The sequence below is a fragment of the Pseudomonas tructae genome, assembly GCF_004214895.1.
GTDB lineage: Bacteria > Pseudomonadota > Gammaproteobacteria > Pseudomonadales > Pseudomonadaceae > Aquipseudomonas > Aquipseudomonas tructae.
Genome location: NZ_CP035952.1, coordinates 2,642,262 through 2,657,094 on the forward strand (window position 1 = coordinate 2,642,262; position 14,833 = coordinate 2,657,094).

16 protein-coding genes are annotated in these 14,833 nt (G+C 63.7%); 6 read left to right on the forward strand and 10 right to left on the reverse strand.

The window, feature by feature from the left end; translation table 11 throughout:
• The first annotated feature begins 62 nt into the window (after positions 1-62).
• The 5 genes from EXN22_RS12210 to EXN22_RS12230 all read left to right on the forward strand — a co-directional run bounded on the left by EXN22_RS12210 (position 63) and on the right by EXN22_RS12230 (position 5,159).
• Positions 63-1,565: an APC family permease gene (locus tag EXN22_RS12210; protein WP_130264287.1), complete on the forward strand. Its 1,503-nt coding sequence runs from the start codon at positions 63-65 to the stop codon at positions 1,563-1,565.
• A complete protein-coding gene (locus EXN22_RS12215) occupies positions 1,525-2,109 on the forward strand; it encodes a DUF3156 family protein (RefSeq protein WP_130264288.1) in 585 nt (194 codons plus the stop codon). Before EXN22_RS12210 ends, EXN22_RS12215 begins: the two co-directional genes overlap by 41 nt.
• A 117-nt stretch (positions 2,110-2,226) precedes the next feature.
• Positions 2,227-3,171, forward strand: a complete 945-nt coding sequence (gene feaR, locus EXN22_RS12220; protein ID WP_130264289.1) for a transcriptional regulator FeaR — start codon at positions 2,227-2,229, stop codon at positions 3,169-3,171.
• A 131-nt stretch (positions 3,172-3,302) separates the two neighbouring features.
• On the forward strand, positions 3,303-4,526 hold the full coding sequence (locus EXN22_RS12225; protein ID WP_130264290.1) for a multidrug effflux MFS transporter: 1,224 nt from the start codon (positions 3,303-3,305) through the stop codon (positions 4,524-4,526).
• Positions 4,527-4,553: 27 nt separating this feature from the next.
• Positions 4,554-5,159 (forward strand): TetR/AcrR family transcriptional regulator, encoded by a 606-nt coding sequence (locus EXN22_RS12230; protein ID WP_130264291.1) that lies wholly within the window; start codon positions 4,554-4,556, stop codon positions 5,157-5,159.
• Positions 5,160-5,187: 28 nt separating this feature from the next.
• On the opposite strand, the gene EXN22_RS12235 is transcribed toward EXN22_RS12230, so the two are convergent.
• Together EXN22_RS12235 and EXN22_RS12240 are read right to left on the reverse strand one after the other, a co-directional pair.
• The gene (locus EXN22_RS12235; RefSeq protein WP_130264292.1) at positions 5,188-5,553 is read right to left on the reverse strand and encodes a cupin domain-containing protein; all 366 of its coding nucleotides are present in this window, start codon (positions 5,551-5,553) and stop codon (positions 5,188-5,190) included.
• 34 nt (positions 5,554-5,587) lie between these two features.
• Positions 5,588-6,886: an NAD(P)/FAD-dependent oxidoreductase gene (locus tag EXN22_RS12240; protein ID WP_130264293.1), complete on the reverse strand. Its 1,299-nt coding sequence runs from the start codon at positions 6,884-6,886 to the stop codon at positions 5,588-5,590.
• 164 nt (positions 6,887-7,050) lie between these two features.
• Between EXN22_RS12240 and hpaR the strand changes: the two genes are divergently transcribed.
• Positions 7,051-7,473, forward strand: a complete 423-nt coding sequence (gene hpaR, locus EXN22_RS12245; RefSeq protein WP_130264294.1) for a homoprotocatechuate degradation operon regulator HpaR — start codon at positions 7,051-7,053, stop codon at positions 7,471-7,473.
• A gap of 43 nt (positions 7,474-7,516) precedes the next feature.
• On the opposite strand, the gene hpaI is transcribed toward hpaR, so the two are convergent.
• The 8 genes from hpaI to EXN22_RS12285 form a co-directional block, all read right to left on the reverse strand.
• Positions 7,517-8,317, reverse strand: coding sequence for a 4-hydroxy-2-oxoheptanedioate aldolase (hpaI, locus tag EXN22_RS12250; protein ID WP_130264295.1), 801 nt, complete (start codon positions 8,315-8,317; stop codon positions 7,517-7,519).
• Between the two features lie 10 nt (positions 8,318-8,327).
• The gene (gene hpaH, locus EXN22_RS12255) at positions 8,328-9,131 is read right to left on the reverse strand and encodes a 2-oxo-hept-4-ene-1,7-dioate hydratase (protein WP_130264296.1); all 804 of its coding nucleotides are present in this window, start codon (positions 9,129-9,131) and stop codon (positions 8,328-8,330) included.
• An 11-nt stretch (positions 9,132-9,142) separates the two neighbouring features.
• On the reverse strand, positions 9,143-10,447 hold the full coding sequence (locus EXN22_RS12260; protein ID WP_130264297.1) for an MFS transporter: 1,305 nt from the start codon (positions 10,445-10,447) through the stop codon (positions 9,143-9,145).
• A gap of 52 nt (positions 10,448-10,499) precedes the next feature.
• On the reverse strand, positions 10,500-10,892 hold the full coding sequence (locus EXN22_RS12265) for a tautomerase family protein (protein WP_130264298.1): 393 nt from the start codon (positions 10,890-10,892) through the stop codon (positions 10,500-10,502).
• Positions 10,893-10,914: 22 nt separating this feature from the next.
• A complete protein-coding gene (hpaD, locus tag EXN22_RS12270; protein ID WP_130264299.1) occupies positions 10,915-11,772 on the reverse strand; it encodes a 3,4-dihydroxyphenylacetate 2,3-dioxygenase in 858 nt (285 codons plus the stop codon).
• Between the two features lie 107 nt (positions 11,773-11,879).
• Positions 11,880-13,340, reverse strand: a complete 1,461-nt coding sequence (gene hpaE / locus EXN22_RS12275) for a 5-carboxymethyl-2-hydroxymuconate semialdehyde dehydrogenase (protein WP_130266810.1) — start codon at positions 13,338-13,340, stop codon at positions 11,880-11,882.
• Between the two features lie 5 nt (positions 13,341-13,345).
• Positions 13,346-14,119: a fumarylacetoacetate hydrolase family protein gene (locus tag EXN22_RS12280; protein WP_130264300.1), complete on the reverse strand. Its 774-nt coding sequence runs from the start codon at positions 14,117-14,119 to the stop codon at positions 13,346-13,348.
• Positions 14,119-14,790, reverse strand: coding sequence for a fumarylacetoacetate hydrolase family protein (locus tag EXN22_RS12285; RefSeq protein ID WP_130264301.1), 672 nt, complete (start codon positions 14,788-14,790; stop codon positions 14,119-14,121). Before EXN22_RS12285 ends, EXN22_RS12280 begins: the two co-directional genes overlap by 1 nt.
• Between the last annotated feature and the right edge of the window lie 43 nt (positions 14,791-14,833).

Below are 14,833 nucleotides of genomic sequence, written 5' to 3' on the forward strand. Positions count from 1 at the left end.
ACGGCCATTGCCGCCGGGAGCAGAGTAGGCGCACTGTCTTCTTCTGCTCGAGGTCTTTTGCCATGTCGCTCAACGACACGCTCAGTGCGCACCTGCATCGCGGCACGGTCGGCTTTCCCACCGCCCTTGCCAGTACCATCGGCCTGATCATGGCAAGCCCGGTAATCCTCACCGCGACCATGGGCTTTGGTATCGGCGGCAGCGCCTTCGCCGTGGCCATGCTGATCGCCGTGGTGATGATGCTGGCGCAGGCGACCACCTTTGCCGAAGCGGCGTCGATCCTGCCGACCACCGGCGCGGTCTACGACTACATCAACTGCGGCATGGGCCGTTTTTTCGCGATTACCGGCACACTGTCGGCCTACCTGATCGTCCACGTCTTCGCCGGCACCGCCGAGACCATGCTGGCCGGGGTCATGGCCCTGGTGAACTTCGAACACCTCAACACCCTGGCCGAGTCGGCCGGTGGCTCATGGCTGCTGGGCGTGGGCTTCGTGATCGTCTTCGCCATCCTCAATGCCTTTGGTGTCAGTGTGTTCGGCAAGGCCGAGATCATCCTCACCTTCGGCATGTGGACCACCCTGATGGTCTTTGGCGTGCTGGGCCTGGTTGCCGCGCCGGCGGTGGAGCTTTCGGGCTGGTTCGGGGTGTCGCTGGTGGGCACGGACCTGATGACCATCCTTTCGCTGGTGGGCATGGCCATGTTCATGTTCGTCGGCTGCGAGTTCGTCACGCCGCTGGCTCCGGACTTGCGCCAGTCGGCCAAAAGCATGCCGCGGGCCATGGCCCTGGGCCTGCTGGGGGTGGCGACGTGCATGTTCATCTACGGCGCGGCGATGAAGCGCCAGGTCGAGAACGTGCTGCTCGATGCCGCCAGCGGCGTGCACCTGCTGGACACGCCCATGGCCATTCCGCGCTTTGCCGAACAAGTGATGGGCGATATCGGCCCGCTGTGGCTGGGCATCGGCTTTCTGTTTGCCGGTGCTGCGACCATCAACACGCTGATGGCCGGGGTGCCGCGGATTCTCTACGGCATGGCCGTCGACGGCGCCTTGCCCAAGGTTTTCACCTACCTGCACCCGCGCTTTAAAACGCCGCTGCTGTGTATCCTCGTTGCCGCGCTGATTCCGTGCCTGCATGCCTTGTGGCTGGGCGGCAATACCGACCGCATCATGCACCTGGTGCTGGCGGCGGTGTGTGCCTGGAGCACCGCCTACCTGCTGGTGACGCTGTCGGTGGTGATCCTGCGTATCCGCCGCCCGGACTTGCCACGGGCCTATCGCTCGCCGCTGTTTCCGTTGCCGCAGATCCTCTCCAGCGTCGGTATTGTCCTGGGCATGTGCTTCATCACCCCGCCCGGCATGGACCCGGCCGACATTTACGTGCCCTTTGGCCTGATGCTGGGCGGCACGGCGGTGTATGCGCTGTTCTGGACCCTGGTGGTGCAGAAGGTCAATCCGTTCAAGCCGGCCTCGGTAGAAGAGGTGCTGGCGCGCGAATTCGCTCACCAACCGGGGACTGCACATGGCTATTGCCCTGCGCCAACTGTGGCAAAGGCTGTCTGAACGGGCGCCGGCCGGCTATCGGCCGGGGCTGACCCTGCAGCGGGTGCAGGCCAACCTGGGGCTGGACAGTTTTGTCGTACTTGCTCCGGGGCAGGGCTGCTTCGACTGGGCCGGGCAGACGGTGCAGGTGCGCGAGCGCTGTGAGGCACACCTGCTGATGCACCTGGTGCTGACCGAGTTCAGCCTGAAACTGCCTGCCAGCGACCAGGGCAACGCCCACCTGGAGCTGCACCACAGCGGGTCGTTGCGGCGCAGCGGGCTGCGGGTGCGCCTGCGCAAGGGCACACCGGCGCTACAGGCTCAAGTGCAGGGTCGCCTACAGGCGCAGGCGGCCTTGCTGCAGGCGCTGATGCCCCTGGACTTCAAGCGCCTGCGGCTGCAAAGGCACGAGGGCCAGTGGACCCTGACCCTTGAACATATCGGCGCCAGCGAGGTGGTCAGCCGTCTGCCGGCCTTTCGTCGCTACATCCGCCTGAGCCCCGAGCAACGCCAGCACCTGCTGGCTGCGCTGCAAGGCCTCGCGGCGCTGATGGCCGGGCTCTGACCCGGCCAGCTGGCATCAAACCTGCTTTCACCCTGGCTGCTTCAAGCACGTTGCGCCTACATAGATAACATGTTAACTATTGCGCAACAAAAACAAGATGCCATTGTGGAGGTGCCCATGAGTATCCATCACGCCAGCAGCCCTGCGCTGGAACGCTGGAACGCAACGATGCAGAACATCTGTGGGGTGTACGAGACGGAACTGGCGTTCAACCCCGCGCTGTTCATCGGTGAGATTTCCACCTGGTCGCGCGGCGGCCTGGCCCTGGCCAACCTGCGCACCAATGCCGGGCTGATCCGCCGCAAGGGCCTGAACAGCGACCGCGACAACGACCAGCACTGCTTTCTGGTCAGCCAGCGCACCGGCTTTTCGCAGATCACCCAGAACGGCGTCAGCATCCAGCTGGCACCCGGCGAGATGCTCCTGATGGACGCCGCCGGCGCCTGCGAGATCATGCCCTTCGGCCTGATCGAGCACGCCTCGCTGTCGTTGTCGCGGGCCGAGGTGTGCAAGCAACTGGGCGGCGAGCGCCACACCTTCGGCAAGATTTCCCAGACCCGTGCCTGCGGGCGCATGCTGCACCTGCTGATGGACCAGCTGTGCAAGGAGCAGCATGCCGGGGAAGGCGAGCAGGGCGAGGGCCAGGCCCTGCACAGTGCCTTTTTGTCATTGCTCGGTTCGGCCCTGGAAGGCAGCGATGAGCTCACGGCAATGCCGGCTTCATTGCAAGGCGCCAACCTGCGCAGTTATGTGCAGAAAGTCATCGACGACTCCCTCGGCCAGGCCAACCTGACCCCGGTCAGCCTCGCCAACCGCCTGAATATCTCGGTGCGCCACCTTTACCGCCTGTTCGAAGAGCAGGACGACAGTGTCTGCCGCTACATCCAGCGCGCGCGGCTCAAACGCAGCGCCGCCGACCTGGCCAACCCGGTGCTGCAGCGCGAATCGATCACCACCATTGCCTATAAATGGGGCTTCACCGACTCGGCGCACTTCAGCCGCTCGTTCAAGAAGCAGTTCGAACAATCGCCCAAGGACTACCGCGCCAGCAGCCTGGGCTGAGCAGCACTTCATCACCGCTGACTTGACCGCAGGATGCGGTCTGTATAGGCTCGCCTGATCCGGCTACCTACCGATAGGTAGGTTGAGCGGTAAACGCCAGCCGGGTCTTGTTTTTATCTGGAATCGAACCTATGCACAGTGCAGCCTCCACGCCGACCGCCCGGGTCGGCTTTGCCATTTCTCTGGCCCTGATCGGCGCCCTCGGGCCCTCGGCGGTCGACATGTACCTGGCCAGCATGCCGAGCATTGCCAGCGAGTTCGCCACCTCCTATGCCGGTGTGCAACTGACCCTGACCGTGTTCCTCCTGGCCATGGGCGCCGGGCAACTGTTGTTCGGCCCACTGGTCGATACCCTCGGCCGGCGCCGACCATTGCTTGCCGGTTTGCTGGTGTTCGTCCTCAGCTCCCTGGCCGCTGCAGCAGCGCCAGACCTCAATAGCCTGCTGCTGGCGCGCTTTATCCAGGGCCTGGGTAGCGCCCTGACCCTGGTGGTGATCATGAGCATGGTCCGCGACGTTGCCGAAGGTGCGCGGGCCGCGCAGATCTTCGCCTTGCTGATGACCATCGAAGGCCTGGCCCCGGTGATCGCCCCGGCGCTGGGTGGCTTTGTCGGTGCGCACTTGGGTTGGCGGGCGATCATGCTGGTGCTGGCGGTACTGGGGGTACTGGTGCTGATCAACTCGGCGCTGATGCTCAAGGAGACCTTGCCCCAGGACAAGCGCATGGCCTGGCAGCCACGGGCGTTCCTGCGCACTTATGTGCGTATCGCCTCTGACCGCCAGTTTCTGCGCCCGGCGCTGGCCTTGTCGGCGGTGTTCTTCTTTCTGTTTGCCTACATCGGGGGGGCGGCCTTCGTCTACCAGCATCATTTCGGCCTTTCGGTGGAGGCCTTCGGCACGTTGTTCGGGGCTACCGGCGTGGCCATTTTGCTCGGCGCCATCACTGCTGGCCGCCTGGTGGCGCGCAAGGGCCTGGTGCGCCTGGCGCGCTGGGGCGCGGCCTGCATGCTGGTCGGTGCCGTACTGGTACTGGCAGGTGCGCTGAGTTCGGCGGGGCTTGCGGGCATCGTGGCCGGCATGGCTGTGGCGATGTTCGGCCTGGGCATTGCCGAAGCGACCCTGATGTCCCTGGTGATGTCTTCGCAGAACACGGCACTGGGTTCGACGGCGGCCTTGCTGGGGGCGTTCCAGTTGATCATTTCGTCGTTCGCCACGCCATTGTCGGGCATCATGGCGCCCTTGGGCGCGGCGCACTGGGCGCTGTTGCTCGGCTGTTCGGCGGTATTCGTCGCCGTGCTGGTGCATGTGAGTACCCGCGATGCCGAGCCGCATCTGCAGGGCCTGGCTGGCCACTGATCCGTTTTGTTTGTGGGAGACACCGCTATGAGAAGCCTGACGCCGTCGGCGCAAAAGATCTGCGCGATTGCCGTCGAACAGTTCGCCGAGCTGGGTTATGACGCGTCGTCGCTGAACGATATCGCCGCCGCCGCGGGCATGCGCAAGCCATCCTTGTATGCGCATTTCGCCGGCAAGGATGACCTGTTCCAGGTGGTCTACGAGCGAGCGTTGCAGACCGAACATGAGTACCTGGAGGCCTGCTTTGCCGAACAGGTGCCGGCCAGTGAACTGCCAGGGCAGCGCTTTGCCGAGCGTTTGAATGAGCGTTACCAGGCCTCGGCGCATCTGCGCTTCATGCTACGCACGGCGTTCTTCCCTCCGAGCGAATTACGGCCGGTGATCTGTGCCGGGTTCGAGGCGTACCTGGCGCGTTTGGGCGAGTTGTTTGCTCAGGCGTTGCGCCGTTTCAGGCCGGAGCTGGATGACCAGCAGCAGCGCTTGTATGGCGACGCGTACCTGGGGATTGTCGACAGTTTGAATGTCGAATTGATTTATGCGGGAGCGGGGGCTTTTGCGCGGCGCCTGGCGGCGCTTTGGTGGGTGTTTGGGGAAAGTCTTCGCGGGGCAAGCCCGCTCCCACAGGACTGGTAGGAGCGGGCTTGCCCCGCGATGCTGTTAGTCAGACCACCGCAAAGTAATGCTTCACAAAGCTCTCGCTGAGAATCTCCCACAACACAGGCGTGCCCTTGCTGACGAACCAGCTGTCACCCGGGTTGTAGGTGCGGCTCACTCCGGTTGCTTCATCGGTCAAACGCACTTGGCCTGTGACCACCACCGCCTGTTCGTTGAACGGGTAGACCATGCGGAACTTGCCGGTGGTGGTGCCGAAGTAGGCGCTGCTGACCGGGTCGGTCGGGGCGCCGAAGGTCATCTTGCCGAAGGCGCGCACTTCGCCTTCGAGTATTTCCGAGCCCAGGTCGGCTACGGTGCCCCAGGCGTCGAGTTCGTTGAGCTGGATAGTCTGTTTGATGGCAGTCAGGGTCATGGCAGTGTTCCTTGAGGGTTGAATGGAAATGAGTTCAGCGCCGGCCATTCCAATAGCCGGACAACTGGTGCCAGGATTTGCCAGCGGTCAGCAGCACTGAGCGCAGTTGGTCCTTGGCCGGGATGGTCGGGCGTGGCACCGAGCTGATCAGGTCATAACGCGCCGAGCCTTCGCTCATGCCTTCGGCCAGGACCTTGCAGATGATGTGGCTGGGGGTGACGCCAAAGCCGGAATAACCTTGCACGTAAAAGGCGTTGCGCCGACCGGGCAAGGTGCCGATCTGCGGGAACAGGTTGGGGCTGCAGGCCATTGGCCCACCCCAGGCCAGGTCGATCTTCACGTCCTTGAGGTAGGGGAAGATCTTCAGCATCAGGTTGCGGTTCCAGGCCTTGAGATCACGGGGGATGTGCTCCACCAGTGGCGTGGCGGCGCCGAACAGCAGGCGGTTTTCGTTGGTTACGCGGTAATAGTCGATCACCGGGCGGATGTCGCTGTAGGCGCCGCGAATCGGGCTGATGCGTTGGATCAGTTCGTCCGACAGCGGCTCGGTCATCATCTGGAAGGCGTAGGTGTTGATGGTCGAGCGGTGCAGCTCCGGTTCCAGTTTGTTGAGGAAGCTGTCGCAAGCCCACAGCAGCTTGCTGGCGGTCACCGAACCGCGCCCGGTACGCACGCGGATGCGTTCGCCGTACTGCACCTGCAGCGCCGGGCTGTTCTCGAAGAGGCGCACACCGTGTTCGCTGAGCGCCTTGGCTTCACCGAGCAACAGGTTGAGCGAATGCACATGGCCGCCGCCCATGTGCAGCAGGGCACTGCTGTAGGCGTCGGAGCCGATGATCTGCTTGACCTCGCTGCCACCGAGAAAACGGATCTCGTGCTGGGAGTTGACCGACTTGAAGTCCTTTTCCCAGGCGCGCAGGGTCTTTTCCTGGCGGGCATTGAAGCCCAGGTAGCCGTAACCGTGGCAGAAGTCGGCGTCGATGGCGTACTTGGCGATACGCTTCTTGATGATGTCGGCGCCCAGGTCGCTGATCTCGAAGATCTGCCGCAGACCGTCGTCGCCGACGTGCTGTTTGATCTTCTCCAGGTCGTGGCCGATGCCGGCCATGATCTGCCCGCCATTGCGCCCGGTGCCGCCAAAGCCCAGGTAGCGGGCCTCGAGCACGACGATATTGGTGATGCCTTTTTCCGCCAGCTCCAGGGCCGTGTTGATCCCGGAGAAGCCGCCGCCGATGATGACCACGTCGGCGTCCACGTCCTCTTCCAGGGTGGGGAAGCTCAGGTTGTATTTTTTGGTGGCGGTGTAGTAGGTCGGCGTTTCGATGTTGATCATGGCGCAGCCTGAAAAGTGAAGTACTGATGGGCTCCATTAAGGCCCTGTAGCACGCGGGCGTCTTGATCCTGCCTGCCGCACGGCTTGACTGCCGGTGCCAGGGCTGTGGCAAGGCACTGATTTTGTTAAAGTGTTAACAAAATAGCCTGAAGATTAGCCCTTCCATGCCCCAGCCACGCCCCTCCCTGACCCTGACCTTGTTGCAAGCCCGCGAAGCGGCCATGGGTTTTTTCCGCCCCTCGCTCAACCAGCATGGGCTGACCGAGCAGCAATGGCGGGTGATCCGTATCTTGCGCCAGCAGGGGGAAATGGAGATCTACCGCCTGGCGGAGCTGGCCTGCATCCTCAAGCCGAGCATGACGGGCGTGCTGGTGCGCATGGAGGCTGCCGGGCTGGTCAGCCGGCGCAAGGCCGAGCATGACCAGCGCCGGGTGCTGGTCAACCTGGCGCACAAAGGCGAGGAGATTTTTGCCTCGATGAGCCAGTGCATGGAGGGCAACTACCAGCGGATCCAGGAGCAGTTTGGCGAGCAGAAGCTGCAGGCGCTGCTGGGCTTGCTGGAGGAGTTGAAGCAGGTACGGCGGTAGAATCCTGTGGGAGCGGGCTTGCCCCGCGATGAGGCCGGCCCATTCAATACACAGATGGAGCGGACACCGCCACCACATCCCCCTTGAACGTACCCACCAACCCCTGCAACCCCTTCATCAACACCGTGGTATCCACTCCCACCGCGACAAACCCGGCGCCCAGTTCCAGGTAGCGCCGCGCCAGGGTCTCATCGGCACTGAGAATCCCCGCCGCCTTGCCGGCCTGTTGAATCCGTACGATCGCCTGCTCAATCACCGCCTGTACCTCGGGGTGCCCAGGATTGCCGCGATGGCCCATGGACGCGCTCAAGTCCGCCGGCCCGATAAACACCCCGTCAACGCCCTCGACCGCAGCGATGGCGTCGAGGTTTTCCAACCCTTGCAGGCTTTCGATCTGCACCAGCAAGCACATCTGCTCATCGGCCTGGTCCAGGTAAGCGGGGATGCTGTTCCAGCGCGAGGCCCGCGCCAGGGCACTGCCGACGCCGCGCACACCCTTGGGCGGGTAGTGCATGGCGCGCACCAGCTCGCGCGCCTGCTCGGCGCTTTCGACCATCGGCACCAACAGGGTTTGCGCGCCGATATCCAGCACCTGCTTGATCAGCGCAGTGTCGCCGATTACCGGGCGGATGACCGCCTGGGCCGGATAAGGGGCAATGGCCTGCAACTGGCCAAGCATGCCACGCAGGTCATTGGGCGCGTGTTCGCCGTCGATCAGCAGCCAGTCGAAGCCGGCGTTGGCGGCAAGCTCGGCGCAGTACGGCTCGGCCAGGCCGAGCCATAGGCCGATTTGCGCTTCGCCGCGTTGCAGGCGTTGTTTGAAGCGGTTGACGGGCATGTCCATGGGCAAGTCCTCAAACGAAACGGCAGGCGATCGAACCGAGCATGTCATAGTCGACATGGAAGGTGTCGCCGGGGTTGGCCGCCACCGGGCGGGTGAAGGAGCCGCCGAGGATGATCTGCCCGGCTTCGAGGGTGACATCATAGGGCGCCAGTTTGTTGGCCAGCCAGGCGACGCCCTTGGCCGGGTGGTTGAGCACCGCCGCCGAGACTCCGGACTCTTCGATCACGCCATTGCGGTAGAGCACCGCCGGCACCTTACGCAGGTCGATATCGCCGGGGCGCACCGCGCGTCCGCCCATAACCACGCCGGCGTTGGCGGCGTTGTCGGAGATGGTGTCGAAGACCTTGCGGGTGGCCTGGGTCTGCGGGTCGATCTGCTGGATGCGTGCATCGATGATCTCCAGCGCCGGGATCACCCATTCAGTGGCGTCGAGCACATCGAACAGGGTCACGTTCGGTCCCTTGAGCGGCTTGCCGAGGACGAACGCCAGCTCCACTTCGACCCGCGGCACGATAAAGCGCTCGAAGGGGATGTCGCTGCCTTCGTCGAAGAACATGTCATCGAGCAGCGCACCGTAGTCCGGCTCGCTGATGTTCGACGACACCTGCATGGCCCGCGAGGTCAGGCCGATCTTGTGGCCGACCAGCTTGCGCCCGTCGCGGATCTTTTGCGCAACCCAGGCACGCTGGATGGCGTAGGCGTCTTCAATGCTGATGCCCGGGTGCTCCAGGGAGAACTGCCGCACCTGTTCGCGGCTGCGTTCGGCGCGCTCCAGCTGAGCGGCGGCGTGCAGGATCTGGCTGTGGTCAAGCATGGCAAAGTCTCTTACTGAGGGTTGACGATGGCAGCCTTGGTGCGCAGCACCAGCAAGCCGCCCAGGGTGATGAACAGCGCCAGCACGAACAGCGCAAGGCTGGCGCTCTGGGTGGTGTCGCGCATCCAGCCGATCAGGTAAGGGGCGAGGAACGCGGCGATGCTGCCGAACGAGCTGATCAGGGCGATGCCGGCGGCCTGGGTGGTGTTCGACAGGAACGCCGGGGGCAGTTGCCAGAACATCGGCAAGGCGGCGCTGGCGCCCATGCCGGCGATGATCAGCCCGCCCAGGACCAGCACCGGGTTGCCCGGCACCAGGCCTGCCATGGCAATGCCGATGGCCGACATCAGCAGCGGTACGCACAGGTGCCAGCGGCGTTCACGCTGACGATCGGAGGAGCGCCCGCAGGCAATCATGAAAAAGCACCCGGCAAGGTAAGGCACAGCGCTGAGCAGGCCGACCCGGCCATCGCTGCCGATGCCGGCACCGTGGATCAGGGTCGGCATCCAGAAGGCCAGGGTGTTGACCGCCAGCATCACCGCGAAGTACACCGCCACCAGCAGCCAGACCTGGCTGTCACGCAGGATGCCGGCGAAGGAGGTGATGGATTTACGTTGCTCCTCCTGGCTCAGTTGCTCGCGCAGGCGTTGTTTCTGCTCGCTGCTCAGCCAGCTGACGCTTTCGAAACTGTCCGGCAGGCACTTGAGCACCACCAGGCCGAGCAAGACTACCGGCGCGCCCTCGATCAGGAACATCCACTGCCAGCCACGCAGCCCGGCGGCGTCGTGGAACAGCTCAAGAATGCCTCCGGACAATGGCCCGCCAACCACACCGGCCATGGGTACGGCGATGGCGAACAGCGCCGTGATCTGCCCACGGCGGCGGGCCGGGTACCAGCGGTTGAGGTAGACCAGAATGCCGGGGAAGAAGCCGGCTTCGGCCATCCCGAGCAAAAAGCGCAAAACATAGAACCCCTGGGCCGACTCGACCCAGAGCATGCTGGTCGACAGCGTGCCCCAGACCACCATCAAGGTGGCGATCCAGCGCCGTGGCCCGATCCGGTCCAGGGCCATGTTGCTCGGCACTCCGAACAACGCGTAGGCGATGAAGAACAGCCCGGCACCAAAGCCGTAGACCGTGTCGCTAAAGTGCAGGTCGCTGCTCATCTGCATCTTGGCAAAGCCGATGTTGATGCGGTCCAGGTGCGCGAACAGGTAACAGATCAGCAGCAGCGGCATCAGCCGCCAGGTGATCTTGCTGTGGGTCGAGTCATGTTGGGCAAGGGCGGCGAGTTCTGCGGTATTGGCTGGGCTCATGATCTTGTACTTTTTGTCAGAGGGCCGTTGTGGTAGGGCGGGTGGCTGTGGTTCAACCCGCCTGGTTGTGGAGAAAGGCGTGGACGTTGTTCTGTTTGAAGTTCAGCTGCGGGTGCAGCTCGATCATCTCGAATGACAGGGCCAGCAGGCGCTGGCCTTGCAGTTCGGCAAAATGCGCGGTGATCACCTCGAACAGCGCCTGGGCGACCTGGGTGCGGGTGGCCAGGTCACGACCGTGGCCGACCTTCAGGGTCATGTGGACGAAGGCGTAGTCATGCTTGCCATCGGCCATACGCCAGGTGTCCAGGCGTACACCACGGCTGCGGATACCACCCAGCGGGAATACGCCGCTGGCGCCCAGGCTGGCATGGACCTTCTCGAACAGGCCGGGCAGGTCGGCCTGTTGCTCGATGTTGTCGGTGTATTCGGCAATGAAATGCGGCATGAGGCTCTCCCACAGGGGGCTGTTACAGGGGGAAGATGGCGTTGATCTGGCCGGTGCCGGAGCTGCCGAACGGCTCGGTCAGCACTTGCACCGGCTTGTCGTAGTCGGCGCCGCCGAGCAGGCCCAGGAGCATCGCCGTGTCGTGCATGCCGCCTTCGCCGTAGCAGTGCTTGGCGTAGTCCGGGAGCATCGCGCAGAACTCCTTGAAGCGGCCTTGCTTCCACAGCTCGACTACCCGCAGGTCCATCTGCTTGTCGAACTCGCGGGTCCAGTTGTGGATGTTGGCTTCGGCATTGCGGTCGTCCGAAAAACGGTGCGAGAGCGAACCCGAGGCAAGCACCAGCACCTTGCGGTCACTTTTTTCGATGGCCCGGCGCACGGCGGCGCCGAAGGCGAAGCTGTCTTCCAGGCGATGCCAGGCGCACCAGGCAGCGATCGACACGACCTTGAGCTTTTGTTCGTCTGGCACATCCATGTGCATGTAGCGCATCGGCACCAGGGTGCCGTACTCAAGTTCAAGGCTTTGGATGTTATGGGCCAGGGTACGTACGTCGGCGGCGTTGGCTTCCTGGCTTATCAGTTCACCCAACTGCGGGCAGCCGGGGTACTCGAAGTCCATGTTCTTGATGAAGTGCGGCAGCTCGTTGCTGGTGTAGGTGCCCTTGAAGTGTTCGCCACAGTTGATGTGGTAGCCGCTGTTGACCAGCCAGTGGACGTCGAACACCACGGCGGTGTCGGCGCCCAGCTCGCGGGCGCGGCGGCCGATTTCCTTGTGCCCGGCGATCGCCGCTGCGCGGCAGCCGTGATGTTTGCCGGGCAGTTCGGACAGGTACATCGAAGGTACGTGGCAGACTTTGGCTGCGAGGACGACTTCGCCCATGATGGAACTCCTGAAAATTGTTGTTCTTGTTGTGGGAGCGGGCTTGCCCCGCGATTGTGCATTGGCAGCAACACCGCATCGCGGGGCAAGCCCGCTCCTCCAGGGGGTCAGACGCCCCAGCGCGGAATGTGATGACTGCCCATCGAGATACACACGTTCTTGATCTCGGCAAACACCTCGAAGCTGTACTGCCCACCCTCGCGGCCGGTGCCCGAGCCCTTGACCCCGCCGAACGGTTGGCGCAGGTCGCGCACGTTCTGGCTGTTGATGAACACCATGCCCGCCTCGATGCCACGGGCCAGACGATGCGCCTTGCCGATGTCCTGCGTCCAGATGTACGAGGCCAGGCCATACTCGGTGTCGTTGGCCAGTTGCAGCGCCTGGGCTTCGTCCTTGAATGGGATCAGGCACACCACCGGGCCGAAGATCTCTTCCTGGGCGATGCGCATGTCGTTGTTCACATCGGCAAACACCGTTGGCTGGATGAACTGACCACGGGCCAGGTGCGCCGGCAGGTTGGCTGGGCGCTCCAGGCCGCCAGCGAGCAGGGTGGCGCCTTCCTCGATGCCGATCTTGATGTAGCCGGTGACCTTGTCATAGTGGGCTTGAGTGATCATCGAGCCTACCTGGGTATTCGGGTCTTGCGGGTCGCCGACGATCAGGCGCTTGGCCCGTGCGGCGAACTCGGCGACGAACTGCGGGTACACGCTTTGCTGGATGAAGATGCGGCTACCGGCGGTGCAGCGCTCGCCATTGAGCGAGAAGATGGTGAACAGCGCCGCATCCAGGGCGCGCTCAAGGTCGGCGTCTTCGAAGATCAGCACTGGCGACTTGCCGCCCAACTCCATGGAGTACTTCTTCAGGCCCGCGGTCTGCATGATCTTCCTGCCGGTGGCGGTGCCGCCGGTAAAGGAGATCGCCCGCACGTCAGGGTGGCGCACCAGGGCATCACCGGCGGTAGCGCCATAACCCTGGATGACGTTGAGCACACCGTTGGGAATCCCGGCTTCCACGGCCAGGCGGCCGAGTTCGTTGGCGGTCAACGGCGACAGTTCGCTCATCTTCAGCACCGCGGTGTTGCCCAGTGCCAGGCACGGCGCGGTCTTCCAGGTGGCGGTCATGAACGGCACGTTCCATGGCGACACCAACCCGCACACACCCACCGGCTGGTACAGGGTGTAGTTGAGCATCTGGTCGTCGACCGGGTAGCTGTGGCCATCCATGCGCGTGCAGACTTCGGCGAAGAAGTCGAAGTTGTGCGAAGCGCGAGGGATCAGCACGTTCCTGGTCTGGTGGATCGGCAAACCGGTGTCGAGGGTTTCCAGTTCGGCCAGTTGCGGCACGTTCTGCTCGATCAGTTCACCGAGCTTGCGCATCAACCGGGCGCGTTCCTTGGCCGGGGTGTTGGCCCACTTGGGGAAGGCTTCTTTGGCTGCCGCTACGGCCTGGGCGACTTCCTCGGCGCCGCCGCTGGCGACTTCGCCAATGGCCTCGCCAGTGGCCGGGTTGTAGTTGACGAACACATCTTTGCTTTCGACCTCACGGCCGTTGATCCAGTGTTTGATCATCTTGCTCATGCCTCTTGGCGGTTGAGGGCGAAGAACTCGGCTTCGCTGACAATACGGTTGACCAGGCGCCCGACGCCTTCGACTTCGACCACCACTTCATCGCCCGGTACCACGTCGGCCAGGCCCTCGGGGGTGCCGGTGGCGATCATGTCGCCCGGCTGCAGGGTCATGAAGCTGGACAGGTATTCGATCAGGTAGGGGATGTCGAAAATCATGTCCTGGGTGCTGCCTTGCTGCTTGAGCTCACCGTTGATCCAGGTGCGCAAGGTCAGGTTGCTGGCATCCGGCACATCGGCGACGTCGACGATCCATGGCCCGACCGGGGTGGTGGCGTCGCGGTTTTTCACCCGCAGGTTGGGCCGGTAGTAGTTCTCCAGGTAATCGCGGATGGCGTAGTCGTTGCACACCGTGTAGCCGGCCAGGTACTCCAGGGCATTTTCACGCTTGACGTTGCGCGCCGGCTTGCCGATCACCGCCACCAGTTCACACTCGTAGTGCATGTAGGCGACGTTGTCCGGGCGCCAGCTGACCTGGTTGTGGCCGGTGTAGGTGCCCACCGACTTGACGAACGCCAGCGGCTCGGTAGGCGGAGTGAAGGCCAGCTCTGCGGCGTGGTCGGCGTAATTCAGGCCCAGGGCGAACATGCTGCCGGTGGCCGGCGGCAGCCACTCGACCTGCTGCTGCGGCAACAGCCGGCCATCAGCCAGGCGCACGGCATTGTCGGCCTCGACGGTAACGGCGTGGACTTCACCCTGGTAGCGGATACGTGCGTGTTTCATCAGCGATTCTCCTGGGCGGCAACGATGCTGTTGGTCAGGCGACCCAGGCCGCTGATCTCGACTTCAACCTGATCGCCCGGCAGCACATCGACGCGGCCTTCCGGGGTGCCGGTGATCAGCACATCGCCTTCATGCAGGGTCATGAACTCGCTGATTTCGCTAATCAGCTGGGCGATGCTGCGGACCATGTTGGCGGTGCTGTTGTGTTGGCGCAGTTCACCGTTGATGAACAGCTTGATGCTCAATTGCTGCGGGTCGGCAACCTGCGTGGCCGGCACCAGCTCAGGGCCCAGGGCGCAGAAGCCGTCGCGGCACTTGGCCTTGACCGCCGGGCGGTAGTAGCTGTCTTCGGGCAGGCTGAATTCATTGACGATGGTGTAGCCGGCGACATGCGCCAGGGCGTTGTCGACGCTGACCCGGGTAGCGCGCTTGCCGATCACCACGCCCAGGGCCGGGCCCGGTTGCAGGTGCTCGATGCCGTGCGGATAGACCACCGGCTGGCCATGGCCGTTACGGGTGTTGGGAGTCTTGATGAACAGTACCGGCTTGACCGGCGGCTTCTGGTACGGCGGTTGCTCGAATGCGGCGAGATGCTGGTCAAGCAGCCCCTGGTAGTTCAGCGCAACGCCGAACAGGGTACCGCTGGCAGCATCGTGCAAGGCACGGCTCATGGGGTTCTCCTGGCTGGGGCAGGGCAGGGTCCCTGCTCGAATA